At 65.5% G+C, this 23,911-nt stretch carries 17 protein-coding genes; 5 read left to right on the top strand and 12 right to left on the bottom strand.

The genetic code is table 11. From position 1 onward, the window contains the following. Window positions 1-176: 176 nt before the first annotated feature. The 4 genes from DGN21_RS09360 to DGN21_RS09345 all read right to left on the bottom strand — a co-directional run bounded on the left by DGN21_RS09360 (window position 177) and on the right by DGN21_RS09345 (window position 4,551). A complete protein-coding gene (locus DGN21_RS09360) occupies window positions 177-1,058 on the bottom strand; it encodes an alpha/beta fold hydrolase (protein WP_237474928.1) in 882 nt (293 codons plus the stop codon). A gap of 197 nt (window positions 1,059-1,255) precedes the next feature. Further along, on the bottom strand, window positions 1,256-3,847 hold the full coding sequence (gene acnB, locus DGN21_RS09355; protein ID WP_024937705.1) for a bifunctional aconitate hydratase 2/2-methylisocitrate dehydratase: 2,592 nt from the start codon (window positions 3,845-3,847) through the stop codon (window positions 1,256-1,258). A gap of 48 nt (window positions 3,848-3,895) precedes the next feature. After that, the gene (locus DGN21_RS09350) at window positions 3,896-4,306 is read right to left on the bottom strand and encodes a type II toxin-antitoxin system VapC family toxin (RefSeq protein ID WP_046342478.1); all 411 of its coding nucleotides are present in this window, start codon (window positions 4,304-4,306) and stop codon (window positions 3,896-3,898) included. Further along, complete coding sequence (locus DGN21_RS09345; protein WP_016903180.1) at window positions 4,303-4,551, bottom strand: AbrB/MazE/SpoVT family DNA-binding domain-containing protein; 249 nt, start codon at window positions 4,549-4,551, stop codon at window positions 4,303-4,305. Before DGN21_RS09345 ends, DGN21_RS09350 begins: the two co-directional genes overlap by 4 nt. Before the next feature lie 151 nt (window positions 4,552-4,702). Between DGN21_RS09345 and acnA the strand changes: the two genes are divergently transcribed. Beyond that, entirely contained in the window at window positions 4,703-7,471 is a 2,769-nt protein-coding gene (gene acnA / locus DGN21_RS09340) for an aconitate hydratase AcnA (protein WP_039527487.1), read from the top strand. 211 nt (window positions 7,472-7,682) lie between these two features. Here the strand turns inward: acnA and DGN21_RS09335 are convergent, their stop codons facing one another. After that, window positions 7,683-8,132 (bottom strand): hypothetical protein, encoded by a 450-nt coding sequence (locus DGN21_RS09335; protein ID WP_024937708.1) that lies wholly within the window; start codon window positions 8,130-8,132, stop codon window positions 7,683-7,685. Window positions 8,133-8,229: 97 nt separating this feature from the next. On the opposite strand from DGN21_RS09335, the gene DGN21_RS09330 reads away from it, so the two are divergent. Further along, the gene (locus tag DGN21_RS09330; protein WP_126966336.1) at window positions 8,230-9,912 is read left to right on the top strand and encodes a long-chain fatty acid--CoA ligase; all 1,683 of its coding nucleotides are present in this window, start codon (window positions 8,230-8,232) and stop codon (window positions 9,910-9,912) included. 183 nt (window positions 9,913-10,095) lie between these two features. Next, a complete protein-coding gene (locus tag DGN21_RS09325) occupies window positions 10,096-10,965 on the top strand; it encodes a crotonase/enoyl-CoA hydratase family protein (RefSeq protein ID WP_126966337.1) in 870 nt (289 codons plus the stop codon). A gap of 55 nt (window positions 10,966-11,020) precedes the next feature. On the opposite strand, the gene DGN21_RS09320 is transcribed toward DGN21_RS09325, so the two are convergent. The 5 genes from DGN21_RS09320 to DGN21_RS09300 all read right to left on the bottom strand — a co-directional run bounded on the left by DGN21_RS09320 (window position 11,021) and on the right by DGN21_RS09300 (window position 18,509). Next, on the bottom strand, window positions 11,021-13,219 hold the full coding sequence (locus tag DGN21_RS09320) for an ATP-binding protein (RefSeq protein WP_164738920.1): 2,199 nt from the start codon (window positions 13,217-13,219) through the stop codon (window positions 11,021-11,023). A 4-nt stretch (window positions 13,220-13,223) separates the two neighbouring features. Further along, window positions 13,224-14,360 (bottom strand): two-component system response regulator, encoded by a 1,137-nt coding sequence (locus DGN21_RS09315; RefSeq protein WP_029219717.1) that lies wholly within the window; start codon window positions 14,358-14,360, stop codon window positions 13,224-13,226. Window positions 14,361-14,500: 140 nt separating this feature from the next. Next, window positions 14,501-16,018: a lysine--tRNA ligase gene (lysS, locus tag DGN21_RS09310; RefSeq protein WP_104576814.1), complete on the bottom strand. Its 1,518-nt coding sequence runs from the start codon at window positions 16,016-16,018 to the stop codon at window positions 14,501-14,503. A gap of 212 nt (window positions 16,019-16,230) precedes the next feature. Next, window positions 16,231-17,356 (bottom strand): peptide chain release factor 2 gene (prfB, locus tag DGN21_RS09305; protein ID WP_102252050.1). Its coding sequence is split into 2 segments (ribosomal slippage): window positions 16,231-17,280 and window positions 17,282-17,356, totalling 1,125 coding nucleotides; the frame shifts between segments, so codons are not numbered across the junction. A 232-nt stretch (window positions 17,357-17,588) separates the two neighbouring features. Continuing rightward, window positions 17,589-18,509, bottom strand: a complete 921-nt coding sequence (locus DGN21_RS09300) for a LytTR family DNA-binding domain-containing protein (protein ID WP_252374702.1) — start codon at window positions 18,507-18,509, stop codon at window positions 17,589-17,591. A gap of 152 nt (window positions 18,510-18,661) precedes the next feature. On the opposite strand from DGN21_RS09300, the gene DGN21_RS09295 reads away from it, so the two are divergent. Both DGN21_RS09295 and DGN21_RS09290 read left to right on the top strand, forming a co-directional pair. Further along, window positions 18,662-19,876: an acyltransferase gene (locus tag DGN21_RS09295; RefSeq protein ID WP_215825237.1), complete on the top strand. Its 1,215-nt coding sequence runs from the start codon at window positions 18,662-18,664 to the stop codon at window positions 19,874-19,876. A gap of 100 nt (window positions 19,877-19,976) precedes the next feature. Further along, window positions 19,977-21,014: a DUF1176 domain-containing protein gene (locus DGN21_RS09290; protein WP_215825204.1), complete on the top strand. Its 1,038-nt coding sequence runs from the start codon at window positions 19,977-19,979 to the stop codon at window positions 21,012-21,014. Window positions 21,015-21,244: 230 nt separating this feature from the next. On the opposite strand, the gene recJ is transcribed toward DGN21_RS09290, so the two are convergent. Next, window positions 21,245-22,984 (bottom strand): single-stranded-DNA-specific exonuclease RecJ, encoded by a 1,740-nt coding sequence (recJ, locus tag DGN21_RS09285; protein ID WP_215825203.1) that lies wholly within the window; start codon window positions 22,982-22,984, stop codon window positions 21,245-21,247. After that, the gene (locus DGN21_RS09280) at window positions 22,981-23,901 is read right to left on the bottom strand and encodes a phosphoglycerate mutase (protein WP_102581183.1); all 921 of its coding nucleotides are present in this window, start codon (window positions 23,899-23,901) and stop codon (window positions 22,981-22,983) included. Before DGN21_RS09280 ends, recJ begins: the two co-directional genes overlap by 4 nt. Window positions 23,902-23,911: the final 10 nt, after the last annotated feature.

The following is a 23,911-nucleotide window of genomic DNA, read 5'->3' as shown; positions in this document are numbered from 1 at the left end:
GTCCTTATAGGCGCTTACGCGGCATCCATGCCGCGTAAGGTCCCGCGACGGTGAGCGGGCAAAGACCAAGTGAGGTGGTCGGTGCTCATGGTTGCAAGCAGCGCCAACTGAGGTGGCCGGTGCTCATGCTTGCAAGCAACGCATGGTGTCGTTCTGATCGCCAGATCAGCGGCACATCATGAGAGCGATGCCTGTGCCTGACTGTTGTCTTCAAGCGCGCGCCTTTGCATCCGCGTCGAATCCGATGCCACGGTGCGCTTCAACCAACCCAGCAATTGCGCAGTGACGAAGGCCGGATTCTCCAGCGATGCGATGTGCCCAGCATCGGGAATCAGCTCGTAGTCGCACCCGATCACCTCGGCCATCAGCCACAGCTCTTCGGGCGGGCGCGGAATATCGTCTGCGCCACCGAGCAGGAAGGTGCTGGCCGGATCCAGCGCGGCCATCGCCTCCAGGCGATCCGCGCGCCCGAAGATCAGCCGGCCCAGCGGCACGATGGAGGTGCGCAACTGCTCGGCCGACAGCGCCGCCAGACGCTGCGCAAACGCAGCCGGCAGCGCGGAATTCAGATCGATGCCGGGGCGGAAAAAGATCGGCACGATCGCCTCGATCAACTCAGGCGTCACCTGCCCGGCCGCTTCGATCGCATCGAGCAGACCGAAATAACGCGTTTGCGTGGCTTGCGGCTCGGCACCCAGGAAGGTATCCATCAGCACCAGGCTGCGCACGCGCTGCGGTGCCAGCAGCGCCAGCTCGGCGCCCCACATGCCGCCGACCGACAGGCCGACCACCGCGCATTGCGGCAGTTCCAGCGCATCCAGCAGCAGCAGCATCTGCCTGGCAAGATCGCCAACCGTCTGCGTGCCCGCTGGCAGCGCTGCCGATTGCCCGTGCCCCCACAACTCGGGAACGATGACCCGATAGTGCTGCGAAAGCGCCTGGATCTGCGGCTCCCACATGGCCGCGTCCCAGAGATAACTGTGGCCAAGCAACACCGGAAACCCTTGACCGTATTGTGCGTAATGCAGCGTTTGACCAGCGATCGTGCAAGTAGGCATTGGAGATCAATCAGAGCGATGGGAGCGGCACCACTCTAGACCTGCCGACTTCAGATTTTTGTTGCAATGCGACAGACGAGTTAACTGCGATTGCCTTAACTCCCGACATTGCGCAGCCAAAACGAAGTCATCGCCCGAATAACGAAAAACGCCCGGCATCGCCGGGCGTTTTTCGAACAGGTGATCAACCAACTGGATCAGGCAGCAACGGTATCGGCCACGTCCTGATATTCCTGGATCTGATCGAAGTTCATGTAGCGGTAGATCTGATCGCCACTGGTCTTGATCACGCCCACATCGGCCATGTACTCGTCCTTGGTCGGGATACGGCCCAGACGCGAGCAGATCGCCGCCAGTTCCGCCGAACCCAGGTACACGTTGGTATTGCGGCCCAGACGATTCGGGAAGTTACGCGTGGAGGTGGAGAACACCGTGGCGCCCTCGCGTGCCTGCGCCTGGTTGCCCATGCACAGCGAGCAGCCCGGCATTTCCATGCGTGCACCGGCCGCGCCGAAGGTACCGTAATGGCCTTCCTTGGTCAGCTCGGAGGCGTCCATCTTGGTCGGCGGTGCAACCCACAGACGGGTCGGGATATCGCGCTTGCCTTCCAGCAACTTGGCAGCGGCACGGAAGTGACCGATGTTGGTCATGCACGAACCGATGAACACCTCGTCGATCGCCGCACCGGCCACGTCGGACAGCGTCTTGACGTCGTCCGGGTCGTTCGGGCACGCCACGATCGGCTCGTGGATGTCGGCCAGGTCGATCTCGATGACGGCGGCGTACTCGGCGTCGGCATCGGGCTGCAGCAGCTGCGGATCGGCCAGCCACTCTTCCATCTTCTTGATGCGGCGGCCCAGCGTGCGCGCATCGGCATAGCCTTCGGCAATCATCCAGCGCAGCAGGGTGATGTTGCTGGTCAGGTATTCGATGATCGGCGCCTTGTCCAAGTGCACGGTGCAACCGGCCGCCGAACGCTCGGCCGAGGCATCGGACAGCTCGAACGCCTGTTCCACCTTCAGGTTCGGCAGGCCTTCGATTTCCAGGATGCGGCCGGAGAAGATGTTCTTCTTGCCCTGCTTGGCCACGGTCAGCAGACCGTCCTTGATTGCGTACAGCGGGATCGCGTTGACCAGGTCACGCAGCGTCACGCCCGGCTGCATTTCACCCTTGAAGCGCACCAGCACGCTCTCGGGCATGTCCAGCGGCATCACGCCGGTGGCGGCGGCGAAGGCCACCAGGCCGGAGCCGGCCGGGAACGAGATGCCGATCGGGAAACGCGTGTGCGAGTCGCCGCCGGTACCCACGGTGTCCGGCAGCAGCATGCGGTTGAGCCAGCTGTGGATCACGCCGTCGCCCGGGCGCAGCGAAACGCCGCCACGGGTGGAGATGAACTCCGGCAGGGTGTGGTGGGTCTTCACGTCCACCGGCTTCGGGTAAGCGGCGGTGTGGCAGAACGACTGCATCACCAGGTCGGCCGAGAAGCCCAGGCACGCCAGGTCCTTCAGCTCGTCGCGGGTCATCGGGCCGGTGGTGTCCTGCGAGCCCACCGAGGTCATCTTCGGCTCGCAATAGGTACCCGGGCGCATGCCCTGGCCTTCCGGCAAGCCGCAGGCGCGGCCGACCATCTTCTGCGCGAGCGAGAAGCCCTTGCCGGTGTCCGGCGGGTCCATCGGCAGGCGGAACAGGTCCGAGGCCGGCAGGCCCAGGAACTCGCGCGCCTTGGCGGTCAGGCCGCGGCCGACGATCAGCGGAATGCGGCCACCGGCGCGCACTTCGTCGAACAGCACATCCGACTTCATCGCGAACTCGGCGATCACCTGCCCGTTCTTCAGCGCCTTGCCGTCGTACGGACGCAGCTCAACCACATCGCCGTGCTCCATCTGCGACACGTCCAGCTCGATCGGCAACGCGCCGGCGTCTTCCATCGTGTTGTAGAAGATCGGGGCGATCTTGCTGCCCAGGCACACGCCGCCGAAGCGCTTGTTCGGAATGAACGGAATGTCCTCGCCGGTCCACCACAGCACCGAGTTGGTCGCCGACTTGCGCGAGGAACCGGTACCGACCACATCGCCCACGTAGGCGACCAGATGGCCCTTGTCCTTGAGATCGGCGATGGCCTGGATCGGGCCGCGCTTGCCGTCTTCTTCCGGCTCGAAGGCCGCGCCGTCGCGCTTGTTCTTCAGCATCGCCAGCGCGTGCAGCGGGATGTCCGGGCGCGTGGTCGCATCCGGGGCCGGCGACAGGTCGTCGGTGTTGGTCTCGCCCGGCACCTTGAACACGGTGACGGTCATGCTCTGCGGCACTTCCGGCTTGCTGGTGAACCACTCGGCGTCGGCCCAGCTCTGCAGCACGGCCTTGGCATGCGCGTTACCGGCTTCGGCCTTTTCCTGCACGTCGTGGAAGGCGTCGAACACCAGCAAGGTGTGCTTGAGCGCTTCGGCGGCGGTGGCGCCCAGCTCGGCGTTGTCGAGCAGGTCGATCAGCGGCTGGATGTTGTAGCCACCCAGCATGGTGCCGAGCAGCTCGGTCGCACGGGTGGGGCTGATCAGCGCGGTCTTCTCGGTGCCGAAGGCCACCGCGGCCAGGTACGAAGCCTTGACCTTGGCGGCATCGTCGACGCCGGCCGGCACGCGCTGGCTGAGCAGCTCGACCAGGAACTCTTCTTCACCCGCCGGCGGAGCCTTCAGCAGCTCGATGACCTCGGCGGTCTGCTGCGCGGTCAGCGGCAGCGGCGGGATACCGAGCGCGGCGCGCTCTGCAACGTGGTGGCGGTAGGCTTCCAACATGCGGATTCTCCGAAAGACAACAGTGAATGTGTAGACGCGAAACGTGGATCAGCTTGCGGGTTTGGGAACAATGATCTTCAAACCCTTGAAGTAGTCGCGGAAAAAGCCCTCGTCGCGGGTGATCAACCCGTCGCACTGGAGCAGCGCGTGGGCGCCGATCAGGAAATCGGCCACCACCCGCTCGCGTTTGCCGCCGCGCGCGCGGAAGCGCTTGTTCATATGGCCGGCGCGTACCGCCGCCGCTTCCTGGGTGGCTTCGTAACGCACCCCGATCGAGGCCAGGGTTTCCATCAGGTCGACCTGGGTATCGAGCATGGCCAGCACCTCGGCCACCACCGCATCGCAGACCACCACCTCGTCGCGCGCCAGCGCATCGCCGATGCAGATCTCCGACACCTCGCCGTAGACCGCATCGCCGACCAGGATGTCCAGCAGCACCGAGGAATCCAGAGCGATCATGGGTCGAACGGATCCCCGGGGGCGCGGCCGCGGATGGCGCGCATCGCCTCGTCGGTGCTGGTCAGCCCGTCGACCAGCTTGAACTTGCCGCGCACCTTGCGCAGCGCCTCGCTGACGTCCTTGCGCAGGATGATGCGCCCGCCGTCGAGCTCGATCTTGAGCGTGGTGCCCTTGGTCAGGCCCAGGGCATCGCGCACGGCCTTGGGCAGCGTGATCTGTCCGCGTTCGGCAACTGTGGCTTCCATGGAGGTGACCCCGGCAGAAAGTATGCGCCGATTTTACATACTTGACTTGTCGTACTCAAGGCCACATACCCTGTCCTGCAACCGAACGTACACACTGAATTGGTCACACTGTTCCACACAGACCTACAGCCTGCAGCCATAGGAGTGATGCATGAGCGATTCCTTTTCCACCCGCACCTCGCTTGAGGTCCACGGCAAGCGCTACGAGTACTACAGCCTGCCGAAGCTGGGCGAGCGCTTCGATATCGGCCATCTGCCCTATTCGATGAAGATCCTGCTGGAGAACCTGCTCCGGCACGAGGACGGCGGTGTCACCGTCGGCAAGGACCATATCGAAGCGGTCGCCAAGTGGGACCCCACCGCCGAGCCCGATATCGAAATCGCCTTCATGCCCGCCCGCGTGGTGCTACAGGACTTCACCGGCGTGCCGTGTGTGGTCGACCTGGCCGCGATGCGTGATGCCGTGGTCAAGCTCGGCGGCAACGCCGACCAGATCAACCCGCAGATCCCCTCCGAGCTGGTCATCGACCACTCGGTGCAGGTGGACGTGTTCGGCTCGGCCGATGCGCTCGACCTCAACGGCAAGATCGAATTCCAGCGCAACCAGGAACGCTACGGCTTCCTGCGCTGGGGCCAGAAGGCGTTCGAAAACTTCAAGGTGGTGCCGCCCAACACCGGCATCGTCCACCAGGTGAACCTGGAGAATCTGGCGCGCGTGGTGATGAGCGCGGACAAGGACGGAACACAGATCGCCTACCCGGACACCGTGTTCGGCACCGACAGCCATACCACCATGATCAACGGCATCGGCGTGCTGGGCTGGGGCGTGGGCGGGATCGAGGCCGAGGCCGCGATGCTGGGGCAGCCCTCGTCGATGCTGATCCCGCAGGTGGTCGGCTTCAAGCTCAGCGGCAAGCTGCCCGAAGGCGCCACCGCCACCGATCTGGTGCTCACCGTCACCCAGATGCTGCGCAAGGCCGGCGTGGTCGGCAAGTTCGTCGAGTTCTACGGCGAAGGCCTGCAGCATCTGCCGCTGGCCGACCGCGCCACCATCGGCAACATGGCACCGGAATACGGCGCCACTTGCGGCATCTTCCCGGTCGACGACGAATCGCTGACCTATCTGCGCCTGTCCGGCCGCAGCGAGGAGCAGATCGCGCTGGTCGAAGCCTATGCCAAGGCGCAGGGCCTGTGGCACGACGCCAACACCCCGCCGGCGCAGTACAGCGCCACGCTGGAGCTGGACATGGGCGAGGTCAAGCCGTCGCTGGCCGGCCCCAAGCGCCCGCAGGACCGCGTGCTGCTGGAAGACATGCAGTCCAACTTCCGCGAGAGCCTCAAGCCGTTCGTGGATGCGCGCAGCAAGCGCCTGACCGATATCAAGCAGGAAGACCGGCTGAAGAACGAAGGCGGCGGCGGCACTGCGGTCGGCGCCAAGGCAGCGCAGGCCGAGAGTTCCACCGACAGCGGTGCCGGCTGGCAGCTGCGCGACGGCTCGGTGGTGATCGCCGCGATCACCTCGTGCACCAACACCTCCAACCCGGCAGTGATGCTGGGCGCCGGCTTGCTCGCGCGTAACGCGGCGGCCAAGGGGCTGAAGGCGCAGCCGTGGGTGAAGACTTCGCTCGGGCCGGGCTCGCGCGTGGTCACCGATTACCTGAGCAAGGCCGGCGTGCTCGCCGATCTGGAAACGCTCGGTTTCTACGTGGTCGGCTACGGCTGCACCACCTGCATCGGCAACTCCGGCCCGCTGCCGGACGATGTGTCTGCGGCGATCGCCAAGGACGACCTGGTGGTGTCTTCGGTGTTGTCGGGCAACCGCAACTTCGAAGGTCGCGTGCATCCCGAAGTGAAGATGAACTACCTCGCCTCGCCGCCGCTGGTGGTGGCGTACGCGATCGCCGGCACCACCGACATCAACCTCACCACCGATCCGCTGGGCACCGGTAGCGACGGGCAGCCGGTGTATCTGCGCGACATCTGGCCGAGCAACAAGGAAATCGGCGACACCATCGCCGCCACCGTCGGCCCGGAGATGTTCAAGCAGAACTACGCCGACGTGTTCAAGGGCGATAGCCGCTGGAACACCATCGCCTCCCCGGATGGTGCGCTGTACGAATGGGACGCGGCCTCGACCTACATCAAGAACCCGCCCTACTTCGACGGCATGACCATGCAGGTCGGCCATGTCGAGGACGTGCACGGTGCGCGCATCATGGGCCTGTTCGGCGACTCGATCACCACCGACCACATCTCGCCGGCCGGCAACATCAAGAAGGATTCGCCGGCGGGCCGTTTCCTGCAGGAGCGCGGCGTGCAACCGGCCGACTTCAACAGCTACGGCAGCCGCCGCGGCAATGACGACGTGATGGTGCGCGGTACCTTCGCCAACATCCGCATCAAGAACCTGATGTTCGGCGGCGAAGAAGGCGGCAACACGCTGTACTACGGAAAGGACGGCGCGGCGCCGGAAAAACTGGCGATCTACGATGCGGCAGTGAAGTACAAGGCCGACGGCGTGCCGCTGGTGGTGCTGGCCGGCAAGGAATACGGCACCGGCTCCTCGCGCGACTGGGCGGCCAAGGGCACCAACCTGCTCGGCGTCAAGGCGGTGATCGCCGAGAGCTTCGAGCGTATCCATCGCTCCAACCTGGTCGGCATGGGCGTGCTGCCGCTGCAGTTCCTGGAGAACGAAAACGCGCAGACGCTGGGCCTGGATGGTTCCGAAGTGCTGGACATTACCGGCCTGCAGGACGGCGCCAGCCGCCGTGCCACCGTGGATGCCAGAAAGTCCGACGGCAGCGTCAAGCAGTTCCAGGTCAAGGTGCTGCTGCTGACGCCCAAGGAAGTGGAGTACTTCAAGCACGGCGGCCTGCTGCAGTACGTGCTGCGCCAACTGGCCGCACGCAAGGCAGCCTGATCGCAAGGCGCGCTGCGCCATCAGCTCGACGACACTCCCGCCGCCTGGCGGGAGTGTCGTTTTGGGTGGCCAGAACTCGCCAACGCCGGGACGGTGAACCGTCGTCGGAGGCAGCAAGACGCTGCACGCGACGCAGCGCAACGGGGGAGATACCTTGCCACCAGACACCGGCCGCGCTCGCCTGACGATGCGCACACCGGAGTCGCCGTGCTCAGCGCCCCGCGGGCTCCCATTGCGCGTGCGTCAGCTGCCAGTCGCCGTCCTGCAGGCGCCAGCCGGTGGTCACCTGATAGGTCTGTGCCTGCTCGGGCAGCCAGCGTCCGCTGCCACCGGTCAGCAGCGCGGTGAAGCGCACGCGCGCGGTGTCGTCGCGCAGCTGCACCTCCACCGGCCCCAGGGTCACGCCGATGCGGCGGTTGCCCAGCATCTGCAGTTGCATCAGTCGCCGCAGCCCGGCTGCGTCCAGCCCTTGTTCGCCGACAAAGTCCTCGGCCACCGGCGCCATCGCCGCGCCAATCTGCCGCGCCTCGATCGCCTGATGCATCGCTTCCAGTGTTGCGCGTAGCCGTTGCTCCGGTGCGGCACGCGTGCAACCGCTCAAGGCCACGACCAAAATCGCGACCAGCCCGACCCGCCACCACGCTTGAATGCTGCTCTGCATCACGCTTCGCCTTTTCCATCCATGACGGTATGCTGCCCGCTGTTGTAGTGCCGTGGAACACACCGCGTCACGTACCGAATACCCTGGAGGGGGGCAGATGAATCAGGCACGTCCTTGGTTGCAAAGTTATCCGGCCGGCGTTGCCGCCGAGATCGATCTGGAGCAGTTCCGTACCGTGGCCGAGGTGTTCGCCACCTCGGTCGAGCGGTTTGCCGACCGCCCCGCGTATCACAGCTTCGGCAAGACCATCACCTATCGCGAAGCTGATCAACTGGTCGAGCAGTTCGCCGCCTATCTGCTTGGCGAACTGCAGTTGAAGAAAGGCGACCGCGTCGCCCTGATGATGCCCAACTGCCTGCAGTATCCGGTCGCCACCTTCGGCATCCTGCGTGCCGGCCTGACCGTGGTCAACGTCAATCCGCTGTACACCCCGCGCGAGCTGAAGCATCAGCTGATCGACTCCGGTGCCAGCGTGCTGGTGGTGATCGACAACTTCGGCACCACCGTGCAGCAGGTCATCGCCGACACCCCGGTCAAGCAGGTGATCACCACCGGGCTGGGCGACATGCTCGGCTTCCCGAAAGCGGCGCTGGTCAATTTCGTCGTCAAGTACGTCAAGAAGCTGGTGCCCGATTACCGCCTCAATGGCGCGATCCGTTTCCGCGACGCACTGGCGCTGGGCCGCAAGCACAGCGTGCCGACCTTGCAGATCGAGCCCGACGACATCGCCTTCCTGCAGTACACCGGCGGCACCACCGGCGTGGCCAAGGGCGCGATGCTCACCCACCGCAATCTGGTGGCCAACATGCAGCAGGCCCATCAGTGGCTTGCCGGCACCGGCAAGCTGGAAGAAGGCGCCGAGGTGGTGATCACCGCGCTGCCGCTGTACCACATCTTCGCATTGACGGCCAACGGCCTGGTCTTCATGAAGATCGGCGGCTGCAATCACCTGATCAGCAATCCGCGCGACATGCCCGGCTTCGTCAAGGAACTGAAGAAGACCCGCTTCACCGCCTTCACCGGGGTCAACACGCTGTTCAACGGCCTGCTCAATACCCCCGGCTTCGATCAGGTGGATTTCTCCTCGCTCAAGATGACCCTCGGCGGCGGCATGGCGGTGCAACGTTCGGTCGCCGAACGCTGGAAAAAAGTCACCGGCCTGACCCTGGTCGAGGCCTACGGCCTGACCGAAACCTCGCCGGCCGCCTGCATCAACCCGATGGACCTGAAGGACTACAACGGCTCGATCGGCCTGCCGATTCCGTCCACCGATGCCTGCATCAAGGACGACGCCGGTGTGGCGCTGCCATTGGGCGAGATCGGCGAGCTGTGCATCAAGGGCCCGCAGGTGATGAAGGGCTACTGGAAGAAGCCCGAAGAAACCGCCAAGGTCATGGATGCCGACGGCTGGCTGCATACCGGTGATATCGCGCGGATGGACGAACAGGGCTTCGTCTACATCGTCGACCGCAAGAAGGACATGATCCTGGTGTCCGGCTTCAACGTGTATCCGAACGAGATCGAGGACGTGATTGCCGAGATGCCCGGCGTGCTGGAAGTGGCCGCCGTCGGCGTACCGGACGAGAAGTCCGGCGAGATCGTCAAGGCCGTCATCGTGAAGAAGGACCCTGCCCTGACCGCCGACGCCGTCAAGGCGCACTGCCGCGCCAACCTGACCGGCTACAAGCAGCCGCGAGTGATCGAGTTCCGCAAGGAACTGCCGAAAACCAACGTCGGCAAAATCCTGCGCCGCGAATTGCGGGATACGCCACCCAGGTAATCGCAGACATGTCCCGGCAGGAAGTGAAGACCCTGCCGAAGATGCACACCAGAGGGCTTTCCCGGCGATGGGAAAGCCCTCTGCGTTCATGGAGATAGTGCCGGTGTAGCATCGATTTGGAGTGGATCGTGCGCGCCCGCCGGCATCCACTCTCCCATCGCGGGCCCTCCCAGGATCATGCCCATGAACACGATTGAAAAGCGCTACCTCGGCCGTCCTCACCCCACCATTCGTGTTGACTCATCGGTCGCCGACGGCACCCACTGGTTGTTTATGCATGCGGACGCGGATGCCGGAGTACGGCCGTGCTGCCGGACCGACTTGCTGGAAGACATGTGGGAGATCATGAGCACCATCACCCGCGCTCCGCATGAGCGTCGCACCGGCGAGCTCCGCCATTTCGTACTGGCCTCCGACGCGAACGCATTCAATCTCGGCGGCGATCTGGACCTGTTCGCACGCTTGATCCGCGAACAGAATCGCGAGCAGCTCATGCGTTATGCGATTCGCTGCGTGGAAGGCGTCCATCACCTGCATGTCGGCTTCGGTGGGGACGTACGCAGCATTGCGCTGCTGCAAGGCGATGCATTGGGAGGCGGGCTGGAGATGGCGCTGGCCTGCCACACCATCGTTGCCGAGGAAGGCATCGGCATGGGGCTGCCCGAGGTCCTGTTCGGCCTGTTTCCGGGCATGGGCGCGTATTCCTTCCTGTGCCGTCGCGTTTCGCCCCAACTGGCAGAGAAGATCATTCTCGATGGACGCATCTACAGCAGCGAAGAGATGCATGCGATGGGGATCGTGGACGTGCTGGTACCCAAGGGACAGGGCGTCGCGGCTACCCAGACCCTCATCCGCCAGCAGAAGCGCATCTCCAATTCCTATCTGGCAATGAACGCGGCGCGCAATCTGGCACAGGCAGTGCCTTACGACGAATTGCTGCGCATTACCGAAGTCTGGGTCGACACGGCGCTGGCCCTGAGCGACAAATCGCTGCGTACGATGGACCGCCTGGTCAAGGCACAAAATCGCCGAGCCGGCGCAAGCGTTGCCTGATTTTTGGTCGATCCAATACTGGGGGAATCAGGCCCGGCCGATGGCCGGGCTTTGCTCAGCCCGAATCGCCGTTGCCCGTGACGTCGCCATCGGATGCTTTCTGGGCCCGCAGGGCAAGCGCTTCGCGTCCTTGCATCAACCCGTGATTGAGCTGCTCCAGCCGCTGCCGCCATTCGGCGCGTAACTGGGCTTCGGAAAGCCGCATCAACTCACCGCCCTGCTCGGCCAGTCCGACCAGCCCGAGATTGCTGGACACCCCCTTGACGGCATGCGCATGCTCGCGCAACCGCTCCCAGTCCTGGTCGGCGGCGGCCTTGCCAAGCTGCACCACACAGGCAGCCGCATCGCTGAGGCACTGTTGGATGAACTCGCGTTCGAATTCCTTCCCCATGCCCAGTTCGGCCAGTTCGTCCAGGACCGCAGGATCGAGCACCACACCGCTCAACGCCGGGCCACGCTGGACGATGACCGGATCGGCCTGACGCAATTTCTGGTTGACGGCAATGTCGGCCAGGGTGTCCAGCAGCTTGACCGCCGCAACGGGCTTTGCCAGAAATGCATATGCACCCGCTTGCTCGCAACTGCGAATCGACTCGGGTGTCACGTCGGCACTCAGCACCACCACCGGGGTGCCCGGTTTGCCACCCGCCTGCATGACCCGCAGTTGCTTGAGCATGTCCAGGCCGCTGACGCCGGGCATGTGCAGGTCGACGATGGCGGCGTCGTAGTCGGTTTCGGCCAACGCGTCCAGCACGGCCTCACCCCCATCCACGCAGGTCACGCGATGTCCCGCTTTCTGCAACAGCCGCTGCAGGACCAGGCGGTTGGCCAGGTGATCGTCTGCCACCAGGATCATCATGCTGCGTACGCGGGCACGGTGGCGCAGGAATGGATCGGCAAACGCGATCACGTTGCCCGGGATCGTTGTGGCATCGGCGTCCTGCAACACGGGCGGTGTCGAGGTGGCCGGCTTGGCGGTCGCCGGACCGAACGGGAGCTCGAACCAGAACAGGCTACCGCCTTCTGGATTTTCATCGAAACCGATTGCGCCGCCCATCGACTGGACCAGTCCCCGCGCGATGGTCGTTCCCAGCCCGCTGCCTTCGAACCGCCGGGCCAGTCCGGTATCGGCCTGTTCGAAGGCCTCGAACAGGCGCGGGCGCATGTCGACCGGCACGCCGATACCGGTATCCAGAATCTCGAACCGCAGCCGCAGTCCGGCGCGGGCATGCACTGCGGTCGCCGCCTGGGCATTGCTGACCGCCACGGTCAGCTGCACGCGGCCATGATCGGTGAACTTGACCGCATTGCCGACCAGATTGAGCAGGATTTGCTGCAGGTGGATCGCATCCCCATGCAAGAGCGTCGGCACGTTCTCTGCCACGTTCGCCCGGTAGTCCAGGCCCTTGGTCTTCGCCTGCGGTTCCAGGATCAGCGCAATGGCCTGCAGCGTATCGCGCAATGCGAAATCGGACGCATTGATGCGGAGCTTGCCGGCTTCGATGGCCGAGATGTCCAGCACCTCCTCCACCAGCGCCAGCAGACTGCGTGTGGAGGCTTGAATGGTTTTCAGGCATTCGCGCTGCTCATCGTCCAGACGCGTCGTTGCCAATACCTCGGTCATTCCGGACAGACCGTTCAGCGGTGTCCGAAACTCGTGACTCATGTTGGCCAGAAAGCGGCTCTTGGCCTCGCTGGCGCGGCGCGCCTCGGCGGTTGCACGGGTCAACTGCCGCAGCAGACTGGAGAAATACAGCGGAACGGCGGCCAGACCAACCGCAAGCCCGACCCCAAGGCGCTGGTTGCGTTGCCAGTATTCGGTCATCGACAGCGTCGTGGAAAAGCTCACCACCGCCATTGCCACCGCAAGATACAGATAGCGGTTGCCGTAGCGCAGGCCATTACCGACGGTGACCCACATCACCACGACATAAACCCAGGCCAGCGGCTCGCCCATCTGGATCATGCCGGCCGCCATCAACCCGTAATCGGCCAGCATGCCCAGGATACGACGCGCATCGGAGCGGTCGGGTCGCCACAGCAGCCATCCAAACAACGCCAGGCCAAGCCCGAGACCTGTCAGCACGATGACCAAGACACCGGTGTGCTGGTGCAGCGGCAAACTGTGCCGGACACTCGGCACGAGGACATACGACAGGATCAGGCTGATCAGAACGATGCGGACGATCGCCTGGCCATGTTCGCTGTCAGGTCGATTCATCAACCGCTGCCGGATCCTTCCGAACGGATTCATAGCCTTACACCCCGGGTCGTGCCGATGCGGTCGAGAATTCGCCGCAGATCTGGTCCAGCTGCGCGCGGCCGCGCAGCAGCGCATCCACACAGCGTGGGTCGAACAGGCGACCGCGTTGTGCGTAGAGATAAGCCAGCGCGGCGTCCATGGTCCAGGCCTCCTTGTACGGGCGCGGCGACAACAGTGCGTCGAAGACGTCGGCCACCGCCACGATGCGCGCTTCCAGCGGAATCGCCTCGCCCACCAGTCCATCCGGATAGCCGGTGCCGTCGTAGCGCTCGTGGTGACGCAGCGCGATCAGGGCGCCGACCTGGATGAAGCGGTTCTGGCTGCCGCTGAGCAGCTCGTAGCCGATCCGCGGATGCCGCTTCATGATGCTCATCTCGTCGTCGGTGAGCTTGCCCGGCTTGAGCAGCACCGCATCGGGAATGGCGATCTTGCCCATGTCGTGCAGCGGTGCGGCCATCTCGATGATGCGCACTTCTTCTTCCGACAAGCCGAGCTGCTCGGCGATCAGGCCGGCCACGTGCGACATGCGCTCCAGGAAGGCGCTGGTGCCCGAGTCGCGGTACTCGATGGCACGCGCCAGTCGCGACAGCGTCTCGCGTTCGCGCTCCTCGACCTCGTTCATGCTGGCCAGCAGACGCTGCTCCAGCGACAGTGCGCGTTGCTTGACGCTTTCGCTCTGCTGACGCAGCTGCAGCAAATTGGCGCAGCGCGCACGCAGTTCGCGCGGGCGGATTGGCTTGACCAGGAAATCGATCACGCCCGCTTCCAGCGCCGCCTGGCGGATCGGCTCGTCGCCGACGATGGTGATCAGGATGATCGGAATATCGCGATGGCTGGGCAGCCGGCGCAGACGCCGGGCGAACTCCAGCCCATCCATGCCGGGCATGCGGTAGTCGAGCAGCAACAGATCCACCCGTCCGGCCTCGCACCACGCCAGCGCGTCGAGCGGGTCACCGAAATCGTAGACTTTCAACTCCGGTGCGATGTCCTCGATGACGTGGCGCAGCATCGTCCGCGCAGACATCTGGTCATCGACAATGACGATGTTCAATCCCAGATCCGCCTTTTCCGACCAGCTTCCCGATGGATCCGCCGACGATACGCCGGCAAGATTACCCAAAACATCCTGCATAGCCGTTGCTCCTCTATCCCGAGAACGGAAAAGCGATGACGCCGGCCGCTGTGCCGACTCCCCCGACGATACGCCATTCGGGGCTCCGCTCTAGCATATGCAGTATCTGTGCCGTCGGCACGCCGACGGCACAAAAAAGATCAGGCTTCCGGACGCATGTACGGGAACAGCAGCACATCGCGGATCGAGGTGCTGCCGGTCAGCAGCATCACCAGCCGGTCGATGCCGATGCCCAGGCCGCCGGTCGGCGCCATGCCATACTCCAACGCACGGATGTAATCGGCGTCGTAATGCATCGCTTCGTCGTCTCCACCGTCCTTGGCCTGCACCTGCGCCTGGAAGCGCGCGGCCTGGTCTTCCGGGTCGTTGAGCTCAGAGAAGCCATTGGCGAGCTCCTTGCCGTTGATGAACAGCTCGAAGCGGTCGGTGTACCCCGGCTCGGTGTCGCTGGAACGCGCCAGCGGCGACACCTCGACCGGGTGGTCGGTGATGAAAGTCGGCTGCACCAGGGTGTGTTCCACGGTGGCCTCGAAGATTTCCAGCAGCAACTTGCCCCAGCCGTAGGACGGCTTGACCTTGATCTTCAGCCGTTCGCAATGGCGCAGCAGCGCATCGCGATCGGTGCAATCAGCCGCGCTGATCTCCGGATTGTGGTGACGAACGGCCTCATCCATGCGCCAGCGCCGGAAAGCCGGCGCCAGATCGATGGCGGCGCCGTCCCAGTTCACCTGGGCGGTGCCCAATACCGACTGCGCGGTGTCGCGGATCACCTGCTCGGTCAGGTCCATGATCTCGTGATACGTGGCATAGGCCTCGTAGAGCTCGAGCATGGTGAACTCGGGGTTGTGCCGGGTCGACACACCCTCGTTGCGGAAATTGCGGTTGATCTCGTAGACCCGCTCCAGCCCACCGACCACCAGCCGCTTGAGGTACAGCTCCGGCGCCACGCGCAGGTACAGGTCCAGGTCCAGCGCGTTGTGGTGGGTGGTGAACGGCTTGGCGGTGGCGCCACCGGGGATGTAATGCATCATCGGCGTTTCCACTTCCAGGAAGCGGCGCGTATCCAGCCAGGCGCGGATCGCGCGGATGATCCTGGAGCGCTTGATGAAGACCTCGCGCGCCTCCGGGGTGACGATCAGATCGACGTAGCGCTGGCGATAGCGCTGCTCCACGTCCGACAGGCCGTGCCACTTGTCCGGCAACGGACGCAGCGACTTGGTCAGCAGGCGCAGCGCGCTGGCCTTGACCGACAGCTCGCCGGTCTTGGTGCGGGTCAGCCCGCCCTCCACCGCCACGATGTCGCCGACATCCCAGCCCTTGAACGCGGTATAGGCATCGCCCAGCACATTGCCCTGCAGGAACAGCTGCACGCGCCCGGACTCGTCCTGGATCTGCGCAAAGCTGGCCTTGCCCATCACCCGCTTGGCCATCAGGCGGCCGGCCATCCTGACCGTGCGGCCGCTTGCTTCCAGTGCCTCAGAGGTCCAGGTGTCGGCATCGGCAAATTCGGCCTGCAGATCGCCGGCGAAGTGTTCGCGCACGAAATCGTTGGGATAGGCGATGCCCTGGCCGCGCAACGCGCCCAGTTTCGCGCGACGCTCGGCGATGAGGCTGTTCTCGTCGGCGGGGATCTGCGGCGCGGGGGTCTGCTCGGTCATGGCGGGAATCGGTCTGCGATAGGTCGGGCGCGTGCCCGGTGGAGAATGCGGAACCGGGCTGGCCGGTTCCTGCGTTTTACGGTGTATCGGTGACAACTGCACGGCGCAACGGGACTGCGTGGCGATGTACAGGCTGCGCGGCGCTGCACATGTCGCAGCGTCCGCGAAAAAAGACGTCGCTGCGCGGCGGGCGCGGCGAGGTCTTGCTGCGGTCAGGCATCCAGGCGCTTGGAGCCTGCCGCCAGACCGGCCTTGAGGCTGGCCTCGACGAATTCGTCCAGGTCGCCGTCCAGCACTTTCTGCGTGTCGCTGCGTTCGATGCCGGTGCGCAGATCCTTGATGCGGCTCTGGTCGAGCACGTAGTTGCGGATCTGGCTGCCCCAGCCGATGTCGGACTTGGTGGCTTCCAGCGCGTCGCGCTCGACGTTGCGCTTCTGCACTTCCAGCTCATACAACTTGGCGGCCAGCATCTTCATCGCGTTGTCGCGGTTCTGGTGCTGGCTGCGGCCGGTCTGGCAGGCGACCACGGTATTGGTCGGAATATGCGTAATGCGCACTGCCGATTCGGTCTTGTTGACGTGCTGACCACCGGCGCCCGATGAGCGATACACGTCGGTGCGCAGATCGGCCGGGTTGATGTCGATCTCGATGTTGTCGTCCACTTCCGGCGACACGAACACCGAGGTGAAGCTGGTATGCCGGCGGTTGTCCGAATCGAACGGCGACTTGCGCACCAGCCGGTGCACGCCGATCTCGGTCTTCAGCCAGCCATAGGCGTACTCGCCCTCGATGCGGATCGTGGCCGACTTGATGCCCGCCACTTCGCCGCCGGACACTTCCATCAGCTCGGTCTTCCAGCCGCGCGACTCGGCCCAGCGCAGGTACATGCGCAACAGGATTTCGGCCCAGTCCTGCGCCTCGGTGCCGCCGGCGCCGGCCTGGATGTCGACGAACGCGTTGGCGCCGTCCATCTGGCCGGAGAACATGCGCTGGAATTCCAGCTTCTCGACATGGGTCTGGTACTTGTCCAGATCGGCGATCACCGCCACCGCGGTGTCCTCGTCCTGCTCGCTTTCGGCCAGTTCCAGCAGATCGGCCGCATCGCTCAGGCCGGCCAGCACATCGGCGATGCCGATGACGGTCTTTTCCAGCAGCGAGCGTTCGCGGCCCAGGGCCTGCGCGCGCTCGGCGTCGTTCCACACATCGGGGCTCTCAAGCTCCCGGCTGACTTCTTCTAGACGCTCTTTCTTGACGTCGTAGTCAAAGATACCCCCTGAGCGAGAGCACGCGATCGTTGAGATCGGTGATGCGCTGGCGGATCGGATTGGTTTCGATCATGACGGACTTCCGGCAAACAAGCTGGCTAGTTTAGCAAGCGGGCGACGGTGGCGGAACGCGGTGGCGATCGTGACGGGCCGCAGTTTCGTGCCGGCGGTGGACGTCATGGCCAGCACTGCAAGCTCAGACCGGAACAAGGCAGCCAGGAGGCGGCTCAGATGACGAGCGCCTGGGCCCATCTGACACTGCAAAGCCCTCGGTGCGATCGCAGGGCTGACAGCCTGGACAACCGTCAGCCCTGCGCGGCCTCCACACGCTGCGGGGTAGGCGCCTGCCCTGCCATCGCCCGTAACGCGGCCAGGTAACGGCGACTGCACGGCAGCACGGTGGCGTCGGCCAGGTGCACGCGGGCGTCGCCGGATTCCAGCGGCTCGATCGCCTGTACGCGTGCCAGCTGCACCAGATAGCTGCGGTGGATGCGCACGAACACGGCCGGATCGAGCTTGGCCTCGATCGCGGCCATCGTGCTGCGCAGCGGGTAATCGTGGCCGCGCACATGCAGATTGACGTAGTTGCCCGACGCCTGGATCCATTCGATGTCGGCGGTGGCGACCAGGAAGTCGCGCCCCAGCTTGCGCACCAGAAAACGTTCCGGACGGTCCAGCGGCTCGACCGGCGGGCCTTCGTCCGGGGCGGCCAGCAGATGTGCCTCGCCCTGCCGACGCCGGCCATACCATGCCAGCGCATGCCGTAGCGCCACCAGCAAGGCAAAGGTGCGCAGATCCTTGGAGAGTTCATACAGCCACTGCAACCGCAAGGCACCGAAATCGTAGTGCGCACCGACCGCCAGATAGACCAGCTTGCGCAGCAGCACCATGCCGCTCACGTGCAGCAGCCACCAGACGAGTGCGGCCGCAAGATAAAGAGGAACGCGCCGCCGCCAGACATCGGCATGCAATGGCCAACGCGTGCAGAGCCAGATCAGCGGCGGCAAGAGCAGCAGTGAGACGGTCGCGCTGCTCAGCTCCCAGGTCAGCACCTGCCACAGCAGCAGCGGCTGACCGTCGCGCCGTGCCGCCAGCCATATGCTCGCAGTGTTGCCCAGCGCGCTGCCATAGAAAACCAGCAGCCAGATCAACGCTACCCAGCGCCTGCCCGCGCCGGAATCGCTGTCGGTCTCGCGTGCGATAGCCCCGGACACAGGTGAATTCATCCGCGCATTCTATGCAAACCGCCCGCTTGCCGTCCCCGGTTCGTCCCTGTGGGACCGCAACTGGTCACTCGGGGACGGCATTGCCGCCCTTGGCGCAGCTGCTTGGGGCCTGCGTTGCCGAGGATGCGGGCATGCCTCCTGCCGACACCACCATGACCGAACGCCGTCACGATATCGATGCCTTGCGCGTCTTCGCCTTCGCACTGCTGATCCTCTACCACGTGGGCATGGCCTATGTGGCCGACTGGGATTTCCACCTCAAGAGCGTGCACACCGCGCAATGGCTGCAATGGCCGATGATCGTGCTCAACCGCTGGCGGATGCCGCTGTTGTTCATGATCTCCGGCATCGCGATCGGGCTGGCGCGGCCGCAGGCCAGGCCCTGGCATTTCGCCCTGCAACGCTGCGGGCGATTGCTGCCGCCGCTGTTGTTCGGCATGTTCGTGGTGGTCGCGGTGCAGGCCTATTGCCAGGGCGTGAGCAACGGCAAGGTCAGCCCGGGCTTCGGTAGCTTCCTGTTGCGCTACTGGCAGGTGCGGCCATGGCCGGCCGGCAGTTTCGATGGCTGGGAGCACGGCATTACCTGGAACCATCTGTGGTATCTGGCCTATCTGCTGCCCTACACCATCGCCTTGACGGCGCTGGTGTCGCTGACCCGACCGCTGCGGTTGGCCGCGTGGCCGCGCTTACCCGCTGCGCTGGCGGTGCCGGCGCTGCTGCTGTTGCCGATGCTGTGGGAAGCGTTCTGCGTGCTGTGGGTGATGCCGCGGCATCCGCCCACCCACGCGCTGTTTGGCGACTGGTTCGTGCACGCCGAATCGTTCCCGCTGTTCGTCCTGGGGTATCTGTTGGCACGCCGCGAGCGTTTCTGGCAGCTGGCCGTACAACTGCGCTGGCTCACCTTGGTCGCCGCACTGGTGGCGATCGGCACCGAACTGGGCATTCGCTATGCCAGCATCCAGGGGCAGACTGCGCAACTGGGTGCACCGCTGGCCGCGCTGCCGTGGGAGGCGATCGAACACAGCGCACGGGCCGCCTACACTTGGCTGGCGCTGCTGACGATTCTTGGCTGGGCCAGGCTTCGATTGAATCGCCCGTTCCGCTGGCTGCCGTACTGCACGGAGGCGGTGTTCCCGTGGTACATCCTGCACCAGAGCCTGATCATCGTGACGCTGTACTGGCTGATGCCCCTGCATCTGCATGCCTGGCTGGAGCCGGCGCTGGTGATCGCCGCCACCGTGATCGGCTGCCTGACGTTGCATGAGTTTGCGATCCGCCGGGCGCGCTGGTTGCGTCCCTTGTTCGGATTGCGTGCACGCAGGCCGCGACCGGCGAGCAAGACCGACAGCGCGCCGGTGCCGTCATGAAAATGTTGCGCAGGCGTGTCCCGCTTCGGCATGCGACGCACTGGACGGCCCGTCGGCAGCAACGCAAGATGCGCGCCGGACACGCTCTTTCGAAGACACCATGCGCCCTACCCTGCTTGCCGCCACCTTGTTGCTCGCGCCTGCCGCCGCCCTTGCCGATGCGCCGGTCGGCATCGCCTTCGAGCACCAGGACTGGACCATCGCCTGCGACAACACCCGCACCTGCCGCGCCGCTGGCTATCAGCCGGATGACGACGGCAGCACGCCGGTGTCGGTCTTGCTGACGCGCAAGGCCGGTGCGGGGCAGCAGGTCACTGCTGAGTTGATGCTGGGCCAGTACGACGAGCTCAAGATGCCGGCATCGCTCACCTTGCGCATTGACCAGCGCGACCTGGGCAAGCTGGCACTGAATCGCGACAGCGGCACTGCACCGCTGACCAGCGCGCAGGTGACCGCGCTGCTGGCCGCACTGACCCGCAGCAGCAAGATCGTGGCGCTCGGCAACGATGGTCGCCGCTGGCAGCTGTCCGACCGCGGCGCCGCAGCGGTGCTGCTGAAGATGGACGAGTTCCAGGGCCGGCTGGGCACGCGCGGCGCCCTGTTGCGCAAGGGCGATCGCGACGAGGCTGCAGTGCTGCCGGCTGTGCCCGCACCGCAGGTGCGAGCGGTCAAACTCGCAGCAACGCAAGCAGCCGATGCGCGCCTGGGCACGCTGCCGGCGTTGTACCAAGCGCTGCGTGCCAGCTTGCCGGCCGATGAGGAATGCAAGGGGCTGCAGGCTGGCGATGCAGCCGAGCCGCTGTCGGTCACCCGGCTCAGCGGCGACAAACTGCTGGTCTCGACCGACTGCTGGATGGGCGCCTACAACATCGGCACCGGTTTCTGGGTCATCAATGCACGCGCGCCGTTCGCGCCGACGTTGGTGACCACGCAAGCCAGCGATATCGACGGCTCCACCATCCTTGCATCGCAGAAGGGACGCGGCCTGGGTGACTGCTACAGCGAGTCCAGCTGGACCTGGGACGGCCGCCGTTTCGTGCCGACCTCCGAATCCACCTCGGGCCTGTGCAGATTGGTCGCCGCTGGCGGCGCGTGGGAATTGCCGACCTTGGTGACCGAGGTCAAGAAGGCGCCCTGACCGGGGCGAGGTCGTGCGAGCGCAGGTCTGCTTGCAGCACTGTCTTGCAAGACGCCTTGAGCGACGAACCAAACCACCTTGCCGCCATCAGGCATGCGCCACTTGCGGCATGTACCACCACGTACATGCCGGCTGTGGGTGCGCCGCCCCGTGTAGAGCGGTTGATGTGAAGCCTGGCTGCAGGGCCGCGCTGCCGCCCCTACCGAAGCCCGCGGTTGACAGCCGCGCGCTCAGCCCGTGACTGTCGCCGGCTCGCAGTGCTCGACGATCAACTGCACCGCGGTGCCGCCGCGATAGTCGTCGCTGACCAGGCGGTACGCCAGCCGCACCATACGTGCCGGCTCGCTGCCGCGCCAGCCGTTGAAGTGGATGGCGTTGAGCGGTTCGGCACGGCCGGCGCAGCGCAGCATGAGCTTGAGATGGCGTTCCTTGAGCAGGCGCCATTGCAGCACTTCGAACTGACCATCGAACAGCGGCTCGGGAAAGCCCTGCCCCCACGGCCCGGCCACGCGTAGCGCTTCGGCATGCAGGTGATCGAGTTCGTGCGCGGCCAGTTCGCCATCGCTGTGCAATTCGGCATGCAGCAGCGAGGCGTCGACCATCGCCTGCACCTGGCGCTGGAATGCCTGTTCGAAGGTCGCCAGCGCGGCATGCTCCAGACTCAGCCCGGCCGCCATCGCATGGCCGCCGAACTTCTGGATCAGGCCCGGGTGGCGCGCATCCACTGCCGCCAGCACATCGCGGATATGCAGGCCGGGGATCGAACGCGCCGAACCACGCAGCTGACTGCTGCCGGGCTCGGCCGGCGCCAATGCAATCACCGGGCGATGCAGGCGGTCCTTGAGCTTGGAGGCCACCAGGCCGATCACGCCCGGGTGCCAGTCGGCATCGAACAGGCATGCGGCGATCGGCAACGCGCCATCGGCATCCAGCACCACCTTGGTGACGGCCTGCTCGGCATCGTCGGTCATCAACTGCTGCACCGCGCGGCGCTCGGCGTTGATCTCTTCCAGCATGCCGGCGATCTCGCGCGCCCGGTTCCAGTCCTCGCTGAGCAGCAGCTCGATGCCCAGCGCCATGTCTTCCAGCCGGCCGGCTGCGTTGAGACGCGGGCCCAACGCAAATCCGATATCGCTGGCGCTCAGACGCGCCACGTCGCGGCCGCTGGCATCGATCAAGGCGCGCAGGCCGATGCAACCCTTGCCCTCGCGCAGGCGGCGCAGGCCGGCCGACACCAGCGCACGGTTGTTGGTGTCCAGCGGCACCAGATCGGCGACGGTGCCGACTGCCACCAGGTCCAGCAATACCGACAGATCCGGCTCGGCGCGTTCCGCGAAGGCGCCGCGCGCGCGCAGCACACCGCGCAAGGCCATCAGCACATAGAAGATCACCCCGACCCCGGCCAGGGATTTGCTCGGGAAGCGATCGTTGGCCAGATTCGGATCGACGATCGCGTCGGCCGGCGGCAATACCTCGCCAGGCAGGTGATGGTCGGTGACCAGCACCGTCCAGCCACGCGCCTTGGCCGCGGCCACGCCGGCGTGGCAGGCGATGCCGTGATCGACCGTGACCAGCAGATCCGGCTGCAATGCGGCCAGTTCCTCCACCAGTGCCGGCGACAGGCCGTAGCCATGCACCATGCGATTGGGTACCGCGTGATGCACATCCAGCGCGCCGAGCATGCGCAAGCCACGCACGCCGACCGCACAGGCGGTGGCGCCATCGCAGTCGAAATCGCCCACCACCAGGATGCGCCGTTGCCGGGCGATCGCATCGGCCAGCAACTCGGCGGCCACGTCACTGTTGTGCAGCAACTGCGGCGACAGCAACTGACCCAGGCGCGGGTGCGCGCCGTGGGTATCGGTGACGCCGCGCGCGGCATAGATGCGGCGCAGCAGCGGCAACATGGCATCGGGCCAGCTGCCGGCCTGCCCGGGCGGGCGCCGAACGATCCGCGGGGTGGAGGTCATTGCGCCAGCTGTACGCGCGGCTTGCGCCAGAAACGCCAGCGTTGCGCATGCGTCAGCGACACGGTTTCGCCGTCCTGGAAATCCAGCACCAGCCGATCCAGTTCGCCACGTGCCATCGCCGCCAGCAACGGCGCCACCGCATCGTCGCTGAACTGCTGCAGCGAGCGCAGATGGCGCAGGTCCACCAACGCATCCACGCGTTGTTCGCCCTGCGCATCGGCACCGGCCGCCAGCGCCAGCGCACGCAGCAGCGATTCGCGGCTGCGTACCTGACGGTGCGGCGAGCTCACCGCATGCGGCAGCACGCCGCCGCCCCAGAACCACAGCGAATTGATCGCCGGCTTGCCGCTGGCCACGCGGCCCTCGTTCCAGGGGTGCTGATGCAGCAGCACCTGCGCCTCGGTCAGCAAGGCGCGCCAGCGCCGGCCGATCTCGCCGGCCGGCAGATGCTCGAACAGGTCGTCGCCGATCGCCAGATCCGGTGGCGCAAATTCCGGCAATTTGGCATCCGGCGACAGCCGCAGGTACCAGCGCGCAGGCGTGGGCGCATCCAGCAGGAAGCCGGCATCGCCAAACATCGGCTTGAGGATGGGCAGCAACACCGCCAGGTCCTCGGCCGTGGGACCGAGCGCCTCGCCGTAGCCCATCAAGCGCGCGCCCTGCATATCCGGCACCACATAGGCCGGATCGGCACGCACCCAGGTCGCACCGGCCGCATCGCCGGCATCGAGCTGGCGGGTCAACGCGGCCACCGGCCAGTGCGCAGGCGTCAGCGTGAAGTGGCGCTGCAGCTGCGCCACTTCGCCGGGCTCGGCACCGTGCTGGTCGGCACGCGCCAGCGCACGCGCCACCGGCGTGTCGCCCAGTTCACCGGGCAGACGACGTTTTTCCGGCAGCAGCAGCGTGGCGGTGGTCATCGGGCGGTGG

This window comes from Xanthomonas sp. MLO165, assembly GCF_018831305.1.
Taxonomy (GTDB): domain Bacteria; phylum Pseudomonadota; class Gammaproteobacteria; order Xanthomonadales; family Xanthomonadaceae; genus Xanthomonas; species Xanthomonas arboricola.
The sequence above is the reverse complement of the archived record's forward strand: the minus strand, read 5'-3'. Positions and strand labels throughout refer to the sequence as shown.